This is a genomic window from Arthrobacter sp. 135MFCol5.1 (assembly GCF_000374865.1).
Lineage (GTDB): Bacteria > Actinomycetota > Actinomycetes > Actinomycetales > Micrococcaceae > Arthrobacter.
The window spans coordinates 602,396-618,318 of sequence record NZ_KB895452.1; the positions used below are offsets into that span (position 1 = coordinate 602,396).

At 67.3% G+C, this 15,923-nt stretch carries 13 protein-coding genes and 2 tRNA genes; 5 read left to right on the forward strand and 10 right to left on the reverse strand.

Features of this window, described 5'->3' with window-relative positions; genetic code table 11:
- Positions 1-9 precede the first annotated feature (9 nt).
- Positions 10-1,722 carry a glycoside hydrolase family 13 protein gene (locus C563_RS0102795; protein WP_018760511.1) on the reverse strand — a complete coding sequence of 571 codons (1,713 nt, stop codon included), beginning with the start codon at positions 1,720-1,722 and terminating at the stop codon, positions 10-12.
- 96 nt (positions 1,723-1,818) lie between these two features.
- Between C563_RS0102795 and C563_RS0102800 the strand changes: the two genes are divergently transcribed.
- Positions 1,819-3,027 (forward strand): ROK family transcriptional regulator, encoded by a 1,209-nt coding sequence (locus tag C563_RS0102800; RefSeq protein WP_018760512.1) that lies wholly within the window; start codon positions 1,819-1,821, stop codon positions 3,025-3,027.
- Here the strand turns inward: C563_RS0102800 and C563_RS0102805 are convergent, their stop codons facing one another.
- The 8 genes from C563_RS0102805 to C563_RS0102840 all read right to left on the reverse strand — a co-directional run bounded on the left by C563_RS0102805 (position 3,028) and on the right by C563_RS0102840 (position 10,420).
- Positions 3,028-4,599 (reverse strand): Na+/H+ antiporter, encoded by a 1,572-nt coding sequence (locus C563_RS0102805; protein WP_018760513.1) that lies wholly within the window; start codon positions 4,597-4,599, stop codon positions 3,028-3,030. It lies immediately after the preceding gene.
- A gap of 18 nt (positions 4,600-4,617) precedes the next feature.
- Entirely contained in the window at positions 4,618-5,274 is a 657-nt protein-coding gene (locus C563_RS0102810) for an SDR family oxidoreductase (protein ID WP_018760514.1), read from the reverse strand.
- Positions 5,275-5,290: 16 nt separating this feature from the next.
- Positions 5,291-5,848, reverse strand: a complete 558-nt coding sequence (locus C563_RS0102815; RefSeq protein ID WP_018760515.1) for a dihydrofolate reductase family protein — start codon at positions 5,846-5,848, stop codon at positions 5,291-5,293.
- A 22-nt stretch (positions 5,849-5,870) separates the two neighbouring features.
- Positions 5,871-6,680, reverse strand: coding sequence for a membrane protein insertase YidC (gene yidC, locus C563_RS0102820; RefSeq protein ID WP_018760516.1), 810 nt, complete (start codon positions 6,678-6,680; stop codon positions 5,871-5,873).
- A gap of 81 nt (positions 6,681-6,761) precedes the next feature.
- Positions 6,762-6,835: transfer RNA gene (locus tag C563_RS0102825), tRNA-Met, on the reverse strand.
- Between the two features lie 61 nt (positions 6,836-6,896).
- Positions 6,897-6,968, reverse strand: a tRNA-Thr gene (locus tag C563_RS0102830).
- A gap of 295 nt (positions 6,969-7,263) precedes the next feature.
- A complete protein-coding gene (locus C563_RS0102835; protein WP_018760517.1) occupies positions 7,264-9,357 on the reverse strand; it encodes a DEAD/DEAH box helicase in 2,094 nt (697 codons plus the stop codon).
- A 409-nt stretch (positions 9,358-9,766) separates the two neighbouring features.
- Positions 9,767-10,420: an MOSC domain-containing protein gene (locus C563_RS0102840; protein ID WP_018760518.1), complete on the reverse strand. Its 654-nt coding sequence runs from the start codon at positions 10,418-10,420 to the stop codon at positions 9,767-9,769.
- Between the two features lie 134 nt (positions 10,421-10,554).
- Between C563_RS0102840 and C563_RS0102845 the strand changes: the two genes are divergently transcribed.
- The 4 genes from C563_RS0102845 to C563_RS0102860 are packed head-to-tail and all read left to right on the forward strand — an operon-like array spanning position 10,555 to position 15,042.
- Positions 10,555-11,148, forward strand: a complete 594-nt coding sequence (locus tag C563_RS0102845; RefSeq protein WP_018760519.1) for a hypothetical protein — start codon at positions 10,555-10,557, stop codon at positions 11,146-11,148.
- 3 nt (positions 11,149-11,151) lie between these two features.
- Complete coding sequence (locus C563_RS0102850; RefSeq protein ID WP_018760520.1) at positions 11,152-12,363, forward strand: glutathionylspermidine synthase family protein; 1,212 nt, start codon at positions 11,152-11,154, stop codon at positions 12,361-12,363.
- Positions 12,364-12,376: 13 nt separating this feature from the next.
- On the forward strand, positions 12,377-13,870 hold the full coding sequence (locus C563_RS0102855) for an APC family permease (protein ID WP_018760521.1): 1,494 nt from the start codon (positions 12,377-12,379) through the stop codon (positions 13,868-13,870).
- Positions 13,867-15,042 (forward strand): acyl-CoA dehydrogenase family protein, encoded by a 1,176-nt coding sequence (locus C563_RS0102860; RefSeq protein WP_018760522.1) that lies wholly within the window; start codon positions 13,867-13,869, stop codon positions 15,040-15,042. Before C563_RS0102855 ends, C563_RS0102860 begins: the two co-directional genes overlap by 4 nt.
- Before the next feature lie 105 nt (positions 15,043-15,147).
- On the opposite strand, the gene C563_RS0102865 is transcribed toward C563_RS0102860, so the two are convergent.
- Entirely contained in the window at positions 15,148-15,918 is a 771-nt protein-coding gene (locus C563_RS0102865) for an SDR family oxidoreductase (RefSeq protein ID WP_018760523.1), read from the reverse strand.
- Positions 15,919-15,923 lie beyond the last annotated feature (5 nt).

A 15,923-nucleotide genomic window follows, 5' to 3' on the forward strand; every position in this document is an offset into this window, starting at 1 on the left:
TGCCGTGCATCAGCGCAGCCACGCGGTGGTGTTCGCCGGCAGCTTGCCATCCTCCAGCGGCGAGCTGCTGACCAGCACTTCACCGGCGGGAAGGTCCACAGCCGTGGTCCCGAAGTTGGTCACCGACTGCCAGCCGTTGGGGCGCTTGAAGTGCAGCACATCCGGTGCGCCGGACTCGATCCACTCCAACTCTTCACCCGTGAGCAGTTCCCGGCGCAGCTTCAGGGCCTTGCGGTAGAGCTCCAGGGTGGAGCCGTCGGTGCCGTCCTGTGCCTCGACGGCGTACTTGCTGAACCAGTCCGGCTGCGGCAGGTGCGAGCCGCCGTCACCAAAGCCGAACGAGGTTCCCTCAACCTTCCACGGCAGCGGAACGCGGCAGCCGTCGCGGCCGATTTCCACGCCCTTGTTGCGGAAGTAGGACGGATCCTGGCGTTCCGAATCCGGGATGTCAGCCACTTCCTGCAGGCCCAGTTCCTCGCCCTGGTAGAGGTAGGCGGAGCCGGGAACTGCGAGCATCAGCAAGGTGGCGGCACGGGCCCGGCGTTCGCCGAGTTCCACGTCCAACTGGTCCTGTGGTCCGCCGGCGAGCAGCCAGTCCTTGCCGTCCTGGCCCTTGGCACCGGCCTTCTCCTTGGCCACCTGCGGCAGGCCGTAACGGGTGGCGTGCCTGACGACGTCGTGGTTGGAGAACACCCAGGTGGAGGAGGCACCGGTGGCAGCGGCCTCGGCAAGGTTGCGGGTGATGATCTCCTTGTACTCGGCGGCGTCGAAGTCGGCCTGCAGCAGGTCGAAGTTGAACGCCTGGCCCAGTCCCTGCGGACTGGCGTAGCGGGCGCGCCGGGTGGCGTGCACCCAGGCTTCGGCCACGGCGGTGCGCGGCGGGTTGTACTCGTTGAACACCTCACGCCATTCGGCGTAGATTTCGTGGACTTCGTCGCGGTCCCAGAACGGGTGCGAGCCGTCGTCGAATCCGTCCACACCGGTGTTGGCCGCGCTCAGTTCCAGCTTGGACAGCAGGGGCTCGGTGAGGTCCTTGGTCAGCGCGTGCGCCACGTCGACACGGAAGCCGTCCACGCCGCGGTCGGACCAGAAGCGCAGGGTCTCCAGGAAGTCGTCGCGGATCTCGCGGTTGGACCAGTTCAGGTCCGGCTGCTCCTTGGCGAAGATGTGCATGTACCACTGGCCGGGCGTGCCGTCCGGTTCGGTGATACGCTCCCAGGCCGGTCCGCCGAACACCGAGTCCCAGTCCGACGGCGGGAACTCCCCGTTGGGGCCCTTGCCGTCGCGGAAGATGTAGCGGTCGCGGGCCGGGGATCCCTTGGGTGCGGCCAGCGCCTCCTGGAACCACCGGTGCCGGTTGGAGGAGTGGTTGGGGACGATATCGGCGATCAGCTTGATGCCGGCGTCGTGAAGGGCCTTGGCCATCTCGTCGAAGTCCGCCAGCGTTCCGAGCTTGGGGTCGACGTCGCGGTAGTCGTCCACGTCGTAGCCGCCGTCAGCGAGCGCGGAGGGGTAGAACGGGCTCAGCCAGACGGCATCGATTCCCAGCGATTTCAGGTACGGCACCTTGGCGGTGATGCCCTTCAGGTCACCGATGCCGTCGCCGTTGGAATCCGCGAAGCTGCGCGGGTAGATCTGGTAGACGGAAGCCTGGCGCCACCAGTTGGGGTCGGCAAGGCGGTCGGAGTCGGACAGGGTTGCCAGCGTGGCGGTGGTGGACAAGGAACGGTCCTTTTCGTCGGTGCGGGTATATTTATATTGGATCTAAATTTACTTCCCCAAGTATTATCTGGTGCATTGCGCAGGAAGGTCAACAGCATGCCTGAGCTGGTTCCGGCGACTCCCCAACTGCTGCGGCGGGTCAGCGCCGGCGCGGTCCTTGAGTTCATGCGCTCCGCTGCGGCAGTGACCGTCACGGACGTCATGGCAGCCACCGGCCTGACCCGCGCCACCACCATTGCCGTCTGCGAGGATTTGGTCCGGCGGGGCTGGATCCTGGAGCGGGAGAACCAGCGCGAGTTCGGGGGCTACCAGAAGGGCCGGCCTGCCCGCCGCTTCGAACTCAACGACCGCGCCGGCGTAGTGCTGGGCATGGACATCGGATACGCCAAGGTCACCGTGGCGGTCTCGGACCTTCGGGGCACAACCGTTGGACGCGCCAGCCAGCCGTTCCAGGCCGGCGAGGTGGGATCCGCGGAACGCATTGCGTTCATTGATGGCGTTGCCACGGCCGCACTGCGCTCCGCCGCAGCGGCACCGGACCAGGTCCTGGCGGTCTGCGCCGGCGTGGCCGCGCCGGTGGACCGGCACGGGGAGGTGCTGGCAACGCAGGAATTCTGGGGCCTGTTCGATCTGGGACTGCGGCCGGCTTTGAAGGAGGCCCGGGGGTGGACTGTCCTGCTCGAGAACGACGCCAACCTGGCCGCCTTGGGCGAGCGGTGGCTGGGCTCGGCCGCCGGGATCGATGACGTCGTGGTGATCCTTGCGAGCGAACGGCTGGGATCCGGAATCGTGGAAGGGGGCCGGCTGGTTCACGGCAACCGCGGCAGCGCCGGCGAGCTCGCCTACCTGGATTTGGTGGACGGGGTGGGCGACACCTACGGGATCGCCCACCTGGCCCGGACGTGGGCCGCGGAAGCCTTGGCCGGGTCCGCCCCCACCGCGCTCAGGGCCTTCCAGCCGGGCCGGGTCGAGGCCGAGCAGGTGTTCTCGGCCGCCGCGGACGGTGACGCCGTGGCCCGTGACATCCTGAACCGGCTGGCGGACAGGATGGCCCGGGTGGTGGGGACCGTGGCCACCTTGCTCAATCCGGAGCTGGTGGTGATCGGCGGCGGCGTGGCCAATTCCGCGGATGTGCTGCTGGGCCCCATCACCGCACGGCTAAAGGACTTTACCGCCACCCCCGCGCGGGTGTCCGTCTCCCCGCTGGGGGACTCGATCGTGACAGTGGGTGCGGTGCGCTGCGCCCTGGACTACGTGGAGAAGCATTCGCTCGACCTTGAGTTGGTTCTGCCGGCGCAGGCGTAGCTATTCCGGCATGATCATGGTGCGCAGGTCCAGTTGCCGCAGCACCCGGTCCGCCACCTCCGGATCCATGTCCGGTTCGTTGCGGGCCGCCACCACTTCCTGCCGCGCGGCATCCAACGCAATCGTCTGGACCGCGACGGCCAGTTCCCGCCCGCGCTTCCGTTTATCCGCCAAGGGCTCATCCGGCAGGTTGCCGCCCGCCAGCTCGACCTGCAGGCGGCGCATCCGCTCCTTGACCAGGGCCACCTTTTCCTGCGGCAGGTCCTTCATCAGGTGGTGCTGCTTCAGGGCCGCGACGGCGGCGGCCTGGGCGCGAGCGGCGAGTACCCGGACGGCGTCGCGTTCGGCCGTCCCGTCCTCGGAGGCTTTCAGGACGCGCATCAGCCACGGCAGCGTCAGGCCCGGAAGGACCAGCGTGGCCAGCAGCACCGCACAGGCAATCACCAGCAGGTAGTCCCGGCCGGGGAACGGCGCACCGTCTGCCAGGGTCAGGGGCAGTGCCAGGGCCAGTGCCAGGGTGGCGAGCCCGCGCATCCCGCACCACGTCAGGATGAGGACTTCCTTCCACGACGTGGGCTGGAGGACGTTCTTGCGCTTCCGGGCACCCGCGGCGAGGATGGCCAGCCACAGGAACCGGACAGCGAAGACCAGGATGCACACCACGGCGGCCACACCGGTCATGCCAAAAATATCGGCACCCTCATCCCGGATGACGTGCCGGATCTCCAGCCCCACCAGGCCGAAGGCCAGCCCCGTGACCAGCAGTTCCACGACGTCCCAGAAGGCGTTCCGAGTGACGCGCTCGGCTGCGTCCTGGGGGCGGGCGTGGCGCTGCATCTCGAGTGCGGTGACCACGACGGCGATTACACCGGATGCGTGCACCTCCTCCGCCAGGATGTAGGCGGCGAACGGCACCACCAGGGTCACTGCGCTCCGGGCGACCATGGACGTGACCAGCCTGGTGACCAGGGCGATGACCCACCCCATGGCGACACCGACCACCACGGCAAGCGCGGCGCCCAGGAGGAAGTTCAGGACGACGTCGGACCCCACCTTGGTGCCGCCCACGGCGGCGGCGACGGCCGCCTGGAAAATGACGATGGCGGCCGCGTCATTGAACAGGCCTTCGCTCTGCAGCACGGTAATCAGGCGCCGCGGCATGTGCACCCGGCCGGCCACGGACTCCACCGCCACGGGATCCGGAGGGGCCACCATGGCGCCGAGCGCGATGGCGGCTGGAACTCCGATGCCGGGAATCATCAGCCAGGCTGCTCCGGCCACCGCAGCGGTACTGATCACCACCAGGGCCACGGCCAGCATGATCAACGTGCGCCAGCGGACCCGGAACACCGCCCACGAGCTGCGCTGGGCGGTCGCGAACAGCAGCGGCGGCAGGAAGATGGGAAGAATCAGCTCGGGTGGAATCTCGAGATCCGGAAAACCTGGAATGAACGTCAACGCCACGGCCAGGAGCAGCATCAGGACCGGGTATGGCAGCCTCAACCGGTCGCCCAATCCGACGGCCACCACCGTGGCAAGCAGCAGGCCAATGATGAGGGCGAGCTGATCCATCCGGCTTCTGCCCGGCGCCTAGGCGCGCGGTCCCAGGGCGGCGGAGACCGGAAGGGTGCCGTCGCGGAACTCGATGGTCCGCCCAGCGGTCTGGGGCAGGTCCAGCACCGCCGCCGCAACGATCGCCGTGTTGGACCGCGATGTGTCGCGGTCCCCGTCAGGTGACGGGTCGACGTCGATCAGGCCGGTTCCGGGCTTGTCAGTCAAGGCACCCGGGCCCAGGATGGTCCACTCCAGCGCGGTACCGCGCAGGTACTCGTCCGCGGCGGCCTTGGCCTCCGCATAGGCGAAGAAGCTGTTGCTCTCGGGGACCCCGTGGTCCTTGCCTGCGCCGAAGTAGGACACCATGACGTAGCGGTTGACGCCCGCCTGGCCGGCGGCGTCGATGGAGCGGATGGCAGCGTCCCGGTCAACGGCGTAGGTCCGGTCAGGGTTGCCGCCGCCGGCACCCGCGGACCAGACCACGGCGTCATGGCCCTGGAGTGCGCCGGCGATGTCCGCCGTGGTGGCATTCTCGACGTCCAGGACCACCGGCGTGGCGCCAGTCTCCTGAACGTCCGCTGCATGGTCGGGATTCCTGATGAACGAGGTGACGCTGTGGCCCTCCCCGGTCAGGAGGGCGGACAGGAGGAGGGCCACTTTCCCGTGGCCGCCAATGATGGCGATGCGTGTCATGCCCCCATTCTGCCTGCTAGGTCAGACATCTGTAACGCAGGTACACCGTGCCCGCCTCGAAGCGGCGCTCATCGACGAGCTCCAGCCCGGACTGCAGGCCGTCCGGCAGGAAACGCAGGCCGCCACCGACGGCCACCGGGGTGATGAACAGCCGGTACTCGTCCACGAGGCCGGCATTCAGGGCGTGCGCCGCGAGCGTGGGCCCGCCAATGGCGATGTCCTTGCCGCTGGCGGACTTCAGGCTGCGCACATCCTCCGGCCGGAACTGGCGTTCCACCCGGGTCCTGGGTGTCGCCGCGGCGTCAAGAGTCGTCGAGTACACCACCTTGTCCGCCCCCTTCCAGATCCGCGCATAGTCCTGGATCACGGCCGGTTCATCCGATGTGTCCCACGTTTCCCAGGCCGACATGACCTCATACATCCTGCGGCCGAAAAGGTACGTACCCACCTCCCGTTCGAGGTCGTTAATGAAGGCATGGACTTCCTCGTCGGGGGCGGACCAGGAAAAGTTGCCGTCCCGGCCCGCGGTGTAGCCGTCGAGGGACATGATTCCGGAATAGATCAGCTGCGCCATGGGCCCATTCTGCACGTGGAACTCATGCAGGCCCAGGACTTCGTGCCACCAGGTACTGCTGCCCCAAAGTCCAGAGGTTGGAGACGGTCCAGTAGGCCAGCACGCCGATGGGGAAGAAAATGCCGCCCACGCCAAAAACCAGCGGCAGCACATACAGCAGGATCTTCTGCTGCCGGACCAGCGGGCTCCCCGGGTCCTGCGTGCCCATGGCCCGTGCAGCCACGAGTCTTTGGGTCAGGAACTGGCATCCGATCATCAACAGGATCATGGCGACAGCGAGCACGGCCACGGTGGCGGGATCGCCCCCGCCGTGAACCAGGGACGCGGACAGGGGTGCCCCGAAAATGCTGGCCGAGTCGAATTGGGCCACCTGCGCCGGGCCCATGGTGCCGATGCCGGTCCCCTGCTGCGAGGCGTTTGAGACCCCTGACAGGACCTGGAACAGGGCCAGGAAGAACGGCGCCTGGATCAGCAGGGGCAGGCACGCGGAGAAGGGATTGGTGCCGTGCTTCCGGTACAGGGCCATCTGCTCCTGGGCCATGGCCTGCCGTGAAGCCTGGTCTGTCCTGCCCTTGTACCTGTCCTGCAGTTCCTTCAGGTCCGGCTGCAGGCGGTTCATCCTGCGCTGGGCCCGGACCTGGGCCAGGAACACCGGAATAAGGGCGGCACGGATCACCAGGACCAGGCCCACGACGGCCAGGGTCCACGTTAGGCCGGCCGCCGGAGGCATTCCCGCCGAACTGAGCCCGTCGTGGAAAGCCACCATGATGACGGACACCAGCCACCGGAACGGCTCCAGGACCGCAGCAACAACATCCACCGAATCACCCATCCGCCAGTTGCTGCAAAGCTACTGCCGATCCGGGAAACAGGAAAGCCCCCGGATCCTTGCGGACTCCGGGGGCTTAGCCTGTAGCGGTGGGGAGGCTCGATCTCCCGACCTCACGATTATGAGTCGTGCGCTCTAACCAACTGAGCTACACCGCCACGAATGAGAAAAACCTGCGTCAAGCCGGTCAAAACCGCCTTGACGCAGGCCCTCATTCAGAGCCCCCCACCGGAATCGATCCGGTGACCTCGTTCTTACCAAGAACGCGCTCTACCACTGAGCTAGGGGGGCAACGAGTAAATACTCTACCGGAAGATTTCCGCACCAACAAATCGGCGCCTGGAGCCCCTCCCGGACGGTTGGACAGGCTCTTTGGAGGTCCGCGAAAGGTTGCTTTTCCCCGGATTTCCGGGGCTGCAGGGGCAAAGGGCAGCAAGGAGGACGACGGCGGCAGCGGTCTTTTCGGGCCCCCTGCCCAGCGCTCCGGGGCACGAATGTGGCGAGTCCCACACCCGTGCGCTTAAACGCCGATGGGCCGGCTCGAAAGCCGGCCCATCGCCGTCGTCAATTCCTCAACGCGGGGCGTTTACCACTTGCCCTTGCGGTTGAAGTCGCGGTGTCCGCTGTCGCCGCCGTGGCGGGGCTTGCGGGAGCCGTCGCCGTGGCCACCGAAGCGCGAGTCGCCGGCCTGGCCCCGGTCGCTGAAGGACCGCTCCGACCGCTCGGTGTAAGAACGTCCGCCGCGCTCAGCAGAGGACCGTTCGCCGTCGTTCTTCCGGAATTCCTTCTTGAACCCGCCGTTGCCCTTGAAGTTGCCTCCGCGGTTGCCCTGGTAGCTGGGACGGTCGCCGGAAGGCCTGCGGCCGTTGTCCAGCTCGAGGTGGATCAGCTCGCCACCGATCCGGGTACGGGACAAGGCGCGCAGCTGCTCGGGGCTCAGGTCTGCGGGCAGCTCCACCAGGGAGTGGTCCGAGCGGATGTCGATCCCGCCGATCTGGGCGGACGAGATGCCGCCTTCGTTGGCAATGGCGCCCACGATGGAGCCGGGCATGACGCGCTGGCGGCGTCCCACGGCGATCCGGTAGGTGGCATTGCCCTCGGTCAGCGCGCGGGTGGGCCCGCGGGAACCGAAGCCGTCCTTGGAGCGCTCGCGCTTCTGGAATTCAGGAGCGGCGGGCAGCTCCTTGACCAGGAGCGGCTGGCCGCCCTGCGCCATCACGGCAAGGGCCGCAGCGATCTCTGCTGCCGGGACGTTGTGCTCTTCCTCGTAGGAGGCGATGAGGTCGCGGAACGCCGCGACGTCCTCGGAGGCGAGGGTCTCGGTGATGCGCTCGGCGAACTTGCCCAGGCGCAGCGTGTTCACGGTCTCGGCCGTGGGCAGGTGCATCTGTTCCACCGGCTGGCGGGTGGCCTTTTCGATGGAACGCAGTAGGTACTTCTCCCGCGGCGTCATGAACAGGATCGCTTCGCCGGAACGGCCGGCACGGCCCGTGCGGCCGATGCGGTGCACGTAGGACTCGGTGTCATGCGGGATGTCGTAGTTGATGACGTGGCTGATCCGCTCGACGTCAAGGCCACGGGCGGCGACGTCGGTGGCCACCAGGATGTCGATCCGGCCTTCCTTCAGCGCGTCAACGGTGCGCTCGCGCTGCTGCTGCGGGATGTCGCCGTTGATGGCGGCAGCCTGGAAGCCGCGGGACTTCAGCTTGTCGGCCAGGTCCTCGGTGGCCATCTTGGTCCGCACGAAGGCGATGACGCCGTCGAAGTCTTCGACCTCAAGGATGCGGGTCAGCGCGTCCAGCTTCTGCGGGCCCATGATCTGCAGGTAGCGCTGCCGGGTGTTGGCACCGGTGGTGGTCTTGGACTTGACCTGGACCTCGGCCGGATTGTTGAGGTACTGCTTGGACATCCGGCGGATCTGGCCCGGCATGGTGGCCGAGAACAGCGCCACCTGGCGGTCCTCCGGGGTCTGCTGGAAGATCTGCTCCACGTCTTCGGCGAAGCCCATCCGCAGCATCTCGTCAGCCTCGTCCAGCACCAGGTACTGGAGTTCGGACAGGTCCAGGGAACCCTTGGAGATGTGGTCGATCACGCGGCCGGGGGTACCCACAACCACCTGGGCGCCGCGGCGGAGGCCGGCGAGCTGGGGGCCGTAGGCGGACCCGCCGTAGACCGGCAGCACGGTGAAGTCATCGATGTGCTTGGCGTAGGAGGTGAACGCTTCGGCGACCTGGAGCGCCAGCTCGCGGGTGGGAGCCAGGACCAGGGCCTGGGTCTTCCGGGAGGGGCCGTTGAGGTCGTGGAGTTCGGCCAGGCGGGACAGTGCCGGTACTGCGAATGCTGCAGTCTTACCGGTGCCGGTCTGGGCCAGGCCCACGACGTCGCGGCCTTCAAGCAGCAGCGGGATGGTGGCTGCCTGGATGGGGGACGGCTTTTCGTACCCGACGTCCTGCAGGGCGGCCAGGACGCGGCCGTCGATGCCAAGATCGGCGAACTTGACGGTGTTTTCGTCTTCGTCCGCAGCAGGGGTGGCCGTGGCGGGCGCCTCAGCAGCAGGGGCTTCCGCGGCGGGGGCCTCGGAAGCAGGCGCTTCAACAGCGGGGGCTGCGGCGGGAGCGGTTACGGGAGCCTCGGCGGCGTCCTCGACAACAGCGGTGGTTTCGTTCTCATTTTCGGGCATAGGGAGATATTCCTCATCCATAGGGGGCCAGGCGGCACAACCCGAGGTGAGCGGAGCCGCAGTACACGTGCCGATGGTGCCGGGCAGACGTTGACCGGCCGGTCACAGAAGTCCGGCGCTTTCGCAATCCCGTGGCAGGACTTCGCGCTGCATCTCTTGGCTGCTATCCCAGCAGTCTGTACAGCGTTTTCTTTAGCCGGCTCTCCCTATGAAAATGCCCGCATCGCTTGCGCGGGCCCCAACACTTGCCAGTCCTGCCTCAAAAATTGGGCAGGAATAAGGGATTTCCGGAGTGGGGGATATTTCAAGTGTAAGGGACGGACACCGCCTGCGGGAAATCAAGGGCCCGACGACGGCGGTGAGCTTGCGCACACGGCCCGGGAACAGCGCGCAACGGGGCTTGTGGCGGCTACTCCCCCAGCCTCCGCATCAGTGCCTCGAACCTGGTGTGGTATTCCTCCTGGAGCCTGATTTCGCCGTCGGCCTCGGCATCGCGGAGGGCCTCGACGGCTTCCGCGTCGGGCGCACTGAACCACCGGCCGATGGTGACTCCATGGCGCGGCACGAATGTTTGGTGGATGTAATCGCCCGCCTGGATGGTGCCGGTGCGGATGACGCGCAGGTAGGCGCCCACCCGCCCTTCCTCGGTGAAGCGCTTCACCCATTGGGGTTCCTTCATCCGGCGTTGGAAGGTGGCGCAAGGGACGCGCGGAGAGGTGACCTCAAGGACGACGTCGGCGCCCACCTGCCAGCGCTCCCCGATCACCGCGTTGGTTGGTTCGATGCCGGAGACCCGCAGGTTCTCCCCAAAGATTCCCGGCGGCAGCTCGCGTCCGAGCGTCCCGGCCCAGAAGTCCGCGTCGGACTGCGAGTAGGCGTAGATGGCCTGGTCCTCGCCGCCGTGGTGGACCCGGTTGGCCTGGATGTCCCCGTGCACGCCCAACTTGTGCACCTTCACGGGACCTTCGGACGGGCGTTTGTCGATCGCGGTGACTCCAACGTTTCCCTGGTCTCCCAGGAGCTGGTGGACGCGGCAGACGGCGAGGACAAAAGCTGGTTCCATGGCTTCAGTCTAGGGTTCCTGCCGGTGGTGCCAATCTCGTCAACTCACTGTTGCAGGGACTACGCTGGGTCGAGACTTGCAGGTGGGGGTGCAGCGCTGCGCCCAAATAGTGTTGACAACCGAGGGGGACGGCCGTGGACTCGAACGAAAAAGACCCGAAAGAGGAGCCGGAGAAAACACCTCCGGAGGGAGGCGGAAGCGTCAAGCCGCCGCCTTGGCAAGTCCCCAAGCCGGAGCTGCGCCCCGACCTCCTCAACGAGCCCGTCCCCCTGGTGGATCCGTTTGCCCGCGAGCGCGAAAAGCAGCTCAACGCCGCTGCGGCGCGGAAGAAGCGTTCCCAGCGACGCACGGTGGTGGTGGGCCTGGGCGTCACGGCCCTCCTGGCGGGAACCATCACGGCGGTGGTGGCCAGCAACGAGGACGACCCCGAATACGCGCAGGTCTGCTTCAACGACGACACCGGCGAGCGCGTCGAGGACACCAACTGCGACAGCTCCGCCGGCCGCAGCGGCGGCGTCTACGCCTGGTATTTCTACTCCCGCGGGGCCAGCGTTCCGCCGGTGGGCCAGAACAGGTCCACGGCGCCGGGTTACACGCGGACTATCCCCAGCGGGGCAAAGGCCTCCACGGGGTACAGCAGCAAGGGCGGCACGGTCAGCCGCGGCGGGTTTGGTTCCAGCGCCAAGAGCGGCTCGAGTGGCGGCGGCGGCAAGGTCTCGGGAGGCTGAGCGGTGAAGAGACTGATATCCGAACCACGGCCCGGCTGGAAGCAGAAGATCGAAGAGCAGGGCCTGGTCTTCTCCACCACCACCATGGACGACGGACGCCGGATCGAGTACTGGAACGAATCGGCGTATTACGAGTTCAGCATGGACGAGGTGGAGACTCTTGAGGTCGCGGCCGAGGACATGCACCGGATGTGCCTGGAGGCGGCGAAGTTCCTGGCAACCGGGGCCATGGGGAGCATCGGCATCGGCCCCCAGGCCTTGGAGCTGGCGGCTGAATCCCTGCAGGCCGCCGACGTGGACGTCTACGGCCGGTTCGACTTCATCTACGACGGCCGGGGCGGCCCGGCCAAGATGCTCGAATACAACGCCGACACCCCCACCGGACTCATCGAGGCCTCCGTGGCGCAGTGGTTCTGGCTGCAGGACGTGTTCCCGGAGAAGGACCAGTGGAACGGCATCCACGAGGCCCTGATCCGGCAGTGGAAGAAGTTCCAGTACCGCACCGGCATGAGCACCCTCCACGTGGCCCACTCCGAGGTGGAGGAATCCGGCGAGGACTGGATGACTGCCGCGTACATGCGCGACGTCGCCAGCCAGGCGGGATGGACCACCATCGGGATCAACATGTCGGATATCGGCTGGGACCCCAACCTGAACCGGTTCGTGGACCTGGACAACTTCATGATCAGCACCATCTTCAAGCTGTACCCGTGGGAGCTGATGATGAAGGAAGAGTTCGGTCCCCGCCTCCTGGAACGTGCCCATAATCCGCGATGGGTTGAGCCGGCCTGGAAAATGCTGCTCTCCAACAAAGCCCTGCTGGCCGCCTTGTGGCACCTCTACCCGGACCACCCCAACCTGCTGCCCGCGTACCTCACGGACCCGGGGCCGCTGAAGGAATGGGTGGCCAAGCCCCTGCACGGCCGCGAAGGCGACAACATCCGGATCCACGCGGACGGCCTCACCGTGGAACAGCCCGGCGGTTACGGCCGCGAGGGCTGGTGCTACCAGCAGTACCACGCCCTTCCCGACTTCGACGGCAACCGTCCCGTGCTGGGCCTTTGGGTGGTGGACGGCGAATCCGTGGGCTGCGGCATCCGGGAATCCGACGGGCCGGTCACGGACTACTTCTGCCGCTTCGTACCCAACACCATCGACGCACCGGCACCGCTTTCGGCCGTGGCCAACTCCAGCAAGGCAGGTATCGTCCTATGAACCCGGAGACAGCATGAGCACGGATATCACGATGACGGGAGGCCCCGGCAGCGGGCCCGGCGCCCCGGTGCCGGGCAAGGGATTGCGGGCCGGGATCCTGGACCTCGGCGACTCGGTAATGCTGGGGCTGGCCTCCACTGCCCCGGTGTACTCGCTGGCCGCCACCTTGGGCCTGATCGTTGCCGTGAACGGCAACTACACTCCCCTGATCCTGCTGTTGGGATTCGTCCCGGTCCTGTTCATCGCCTACGCCTTCCGCGAGCTCAACAGTGCAATCCCGGACTGCGGCACCACTTTCACCTGGTCCCGCCAGGCTTTCGGCCCGTGGGCGGGCTGGTTGGGCGGCTGGGGAGTGGCACTGGCCGGGATCGTGGTCCTGGCCAACCTTGCCCAGGTGGCCGGCCAGTATGTGTGGCTGCTGGTGGGTGACGGATCGCTTGCGCAGAACAAGGTGGTGGTCACCGCCACGGGCCTGCTGTTCATCGTCCTGATGACCCTGGTGAACTACCGCGGTATCCGGTTGGGTGAGCACGTCCAGCGGGTGCTGACCTATGTCCAGTACATCGCCCTGGGCGTCTTCGCCCTTGCCCTGGTGGCGCGGATCGTGGGCGGCGCCCCGGAGGGCCAGGCCTTCGACTTCGAGTGGTTCAACCCGGCGGGAGCCTTCGCCGATCCCGGAGCCGTGGTGCATGGAACCCTCCTTGCCCTGTTCATCTACTGGGGCTGGGACACCTGCCTTGCCGTGAACGAGGAGACCGAGAACCCCGCCAGTACGCCCGGCCGCGGGGCCGTGATCTCGGCCTTCGTCCTGATGGCGATCTACGTTTCGGTGGCACTGCTGGTGATGATGTACGCCACCGTGGGCTCCGAGGGCATCGGCCTGGGCAACGAGGCAAACAAGGACGATGTCTTCCTCGCCATGAAGGACGTGGTCCTGGGACCCTGGGGCTGGCTGATCGTCGTCGCGGTCCTGGCTTCCGTCCTGTCCTCCACCCAGACCACCATCCTGCCAACGGCCCGCGGCACCCTGTCCATGGGGGTCCACGGGGCCCTTCCGGCGAAATTCGCGGAGGTCCACGAGCGGAACCAGACGCCCGGTTTCTCCACCCAGGTGATGGGCGGGGCGGCTGCTGCCTACTACGTGGCCATGAGCTTCCTGAGCGAGAACCTGCTGGCAGACTCCATCAGCGCCATCAGCCTGTTCATCGCGTTCTACTACGCCCTCACCGGGTACGCCTGCTTCTGGTACTTCCGGACCACCTTGCGGGACTCAGCACGGAACCTCTGGTTCCGCGGCATCCTTCCCCTCCTCGGGGCGGTGCTGCTGACTGCTGCGTTCTTCGTCTCCGCCGTGCAGATGTGGGACCCGGCGTACGGGAATACCCGGATCCTCGGCGTCGGCGGTGCCTTTGTCAGCGGCGTGGTGCTGCTGGCGCTGGGCCTGGTCCTGGCAGCCGTGTGCAGGTTCCTGCCGGCCACCCGCGGCTACTTCGAGGTGAAGCGTTGAGCGCCGGCCCGTCCGATGTCCTGGACCTCGACTCCCTGCTGTCCGCAGACGAGCTGGAGCTCCGCGAGCACATCCGGGACTACACCCGCCAACGGATCAAACCGGATATCGCCCGCTGGTACGAGGACGCGGTGTTCCCGCTGGAACTGGCCACCGAACTCGGCGAGCTGGGCGTCCTGGGGATGCACCTGGAAGGCTATGGCTGCCCGGGCCGGACCGCCGTCGAATACGGACTCGCGGCCATGGAACTGGAAGCGGGCGACTCCGGAATCCGCACGTTCGTGTCCGTCCAGGGTTCGCTGGCCATGACCGCCATCCACACCTGGGGCTCGGAGGAGCAGAAGCAGGAGTGGCTGCCGCGGATGGCCGCCGGCGAGGTGATCGGCTGCTTCGCCCTGACCGAACCCAGCGCTGGTTCAGATCCTGCCGCCATGGCCACCTTCGCCGAGCGGGACGGCAGCGGGGATGACGCCGGGTGGGTGCTGAACGGCGCCAAGCGCTGGATCGGCCTGGCCTCGGTGGCCGGGGTGATGGTGGTCTGGGCTATGACGGACGACGGCGTGCACGGTTTCCTGGTGCCGGCGGGAACCCCCGGCGTGACGGCAACGCCCATCCGGCAGAAGCTCTCCATGCGCGCGTCCATCCAGTGCGACGTGGTGTTCGACGACGTCCGGCTGGGCCCGGAGGCCCTGTTGCCTGCGGCCCGCGGGCTGCGCGGCCCGTTCACCTGCCTGAACGAGGCGCGGTACGGCATCGCCTGGGGCGCCATGGGCGCCGCCCGCGACTCGTACGAGACCGCGCTGGCCTATTCGCTGGACCGCCTGCAGTTCGGCAAACCGCTGGCCGGCTACCAGCTCACGCAGGAGAAGCTGGTGAACATGCTGCTGGAGATCCAGAAAGGCACTCTCCTGGCGCTGCACCTGGGCCGCCTGAAGGACGCCGGGGCCCTCCGGCCGGAGCAGATTTCGCTGGCCAAGCTGAACAACGTCCGCGAAGCCATCGCCGTGGCGCGCGAAGCCCGGACCATCCTGGGTGGCAACGGCATTACCGGCGACTACTCACCGCTCCGGCACGCCGCGAACCTCGAGTCGGTCCGGACCTACGAAGGCACCGACGAGGTCCACACCCTGATCCTGGGCAGGCATATCACCGGGTTGGGCGCCTTCCACTGACCCTTCTTCCCAACCAGGTCGGAGTTGTTGTCGTTTTGGCGGTCCAAAACGACATCTAGTGCGAGCCAGTTGGGAGGGCGCGGGGCGAACGGGGCCGCAGGGAGCTCAGGCGGAGAAGCCGCCGTCGGCCTTGATCAGCTGCCCGGAGACCCAGCGCCCGGCGGGCGAGAGCAGGAACGCCACCGTTCCGGCGACGTCTGCAGGGGTGCCGAGGCGGCCGGTGGGCTGCTGGGAGGTGAGCGCTTCCTTTAGGTCGGGAGTCATCCATCCCGTATCGATGGGCCCCGGGTTCAGGACGTTCGCCGAGATGCGCTGTGGACCCAGCTCGCGTGCGGCGGCAATGACGATCCGGTCCAGGGCACCCTTGGAGGCGCCGTAGGGAAGGTTGAACGCGGTGTGGTCGCTGGTCAGTGCCACGATCGCGCCGCCGTCGTCCGGGGCCTGGCGGGCGAACGCGGCGATCAGCTGCCAGCTGGCGCGCGTGTTCACCGCGAAGTGCCGGTCGAAGGACTCCACGCTGGTGTCCAGCACCCCCGAATCCACCGATTCGGCATGGCTGAGCACGAGGCCCCGCAGCGGACCGGCCAGCTCCACGGCCTCGGCCACCAGCCTGTCCGGCACACCGGGGTCCTGCAGGTCTGCGGGTACGGCGTGGACCGTGGCGCCGATGGCTTCGAGCTCGGCGGTAAGGCGGAGGACATCGTCCGGCTCACTCCCCCACGGCATCCGGGCGTCATAGCCCGCCCAGTACGAGAGGACGAGGTCCCAGCCATCGGCGGCCAGCTGCCGGGTGATGCCGGCACCGATGTTCCCGGTGCGCCCGGCGCCGGTGACCAGGGCAACGGGGCGGGCAGCGGCGGGTGCGTCTGATTCCATCCGAC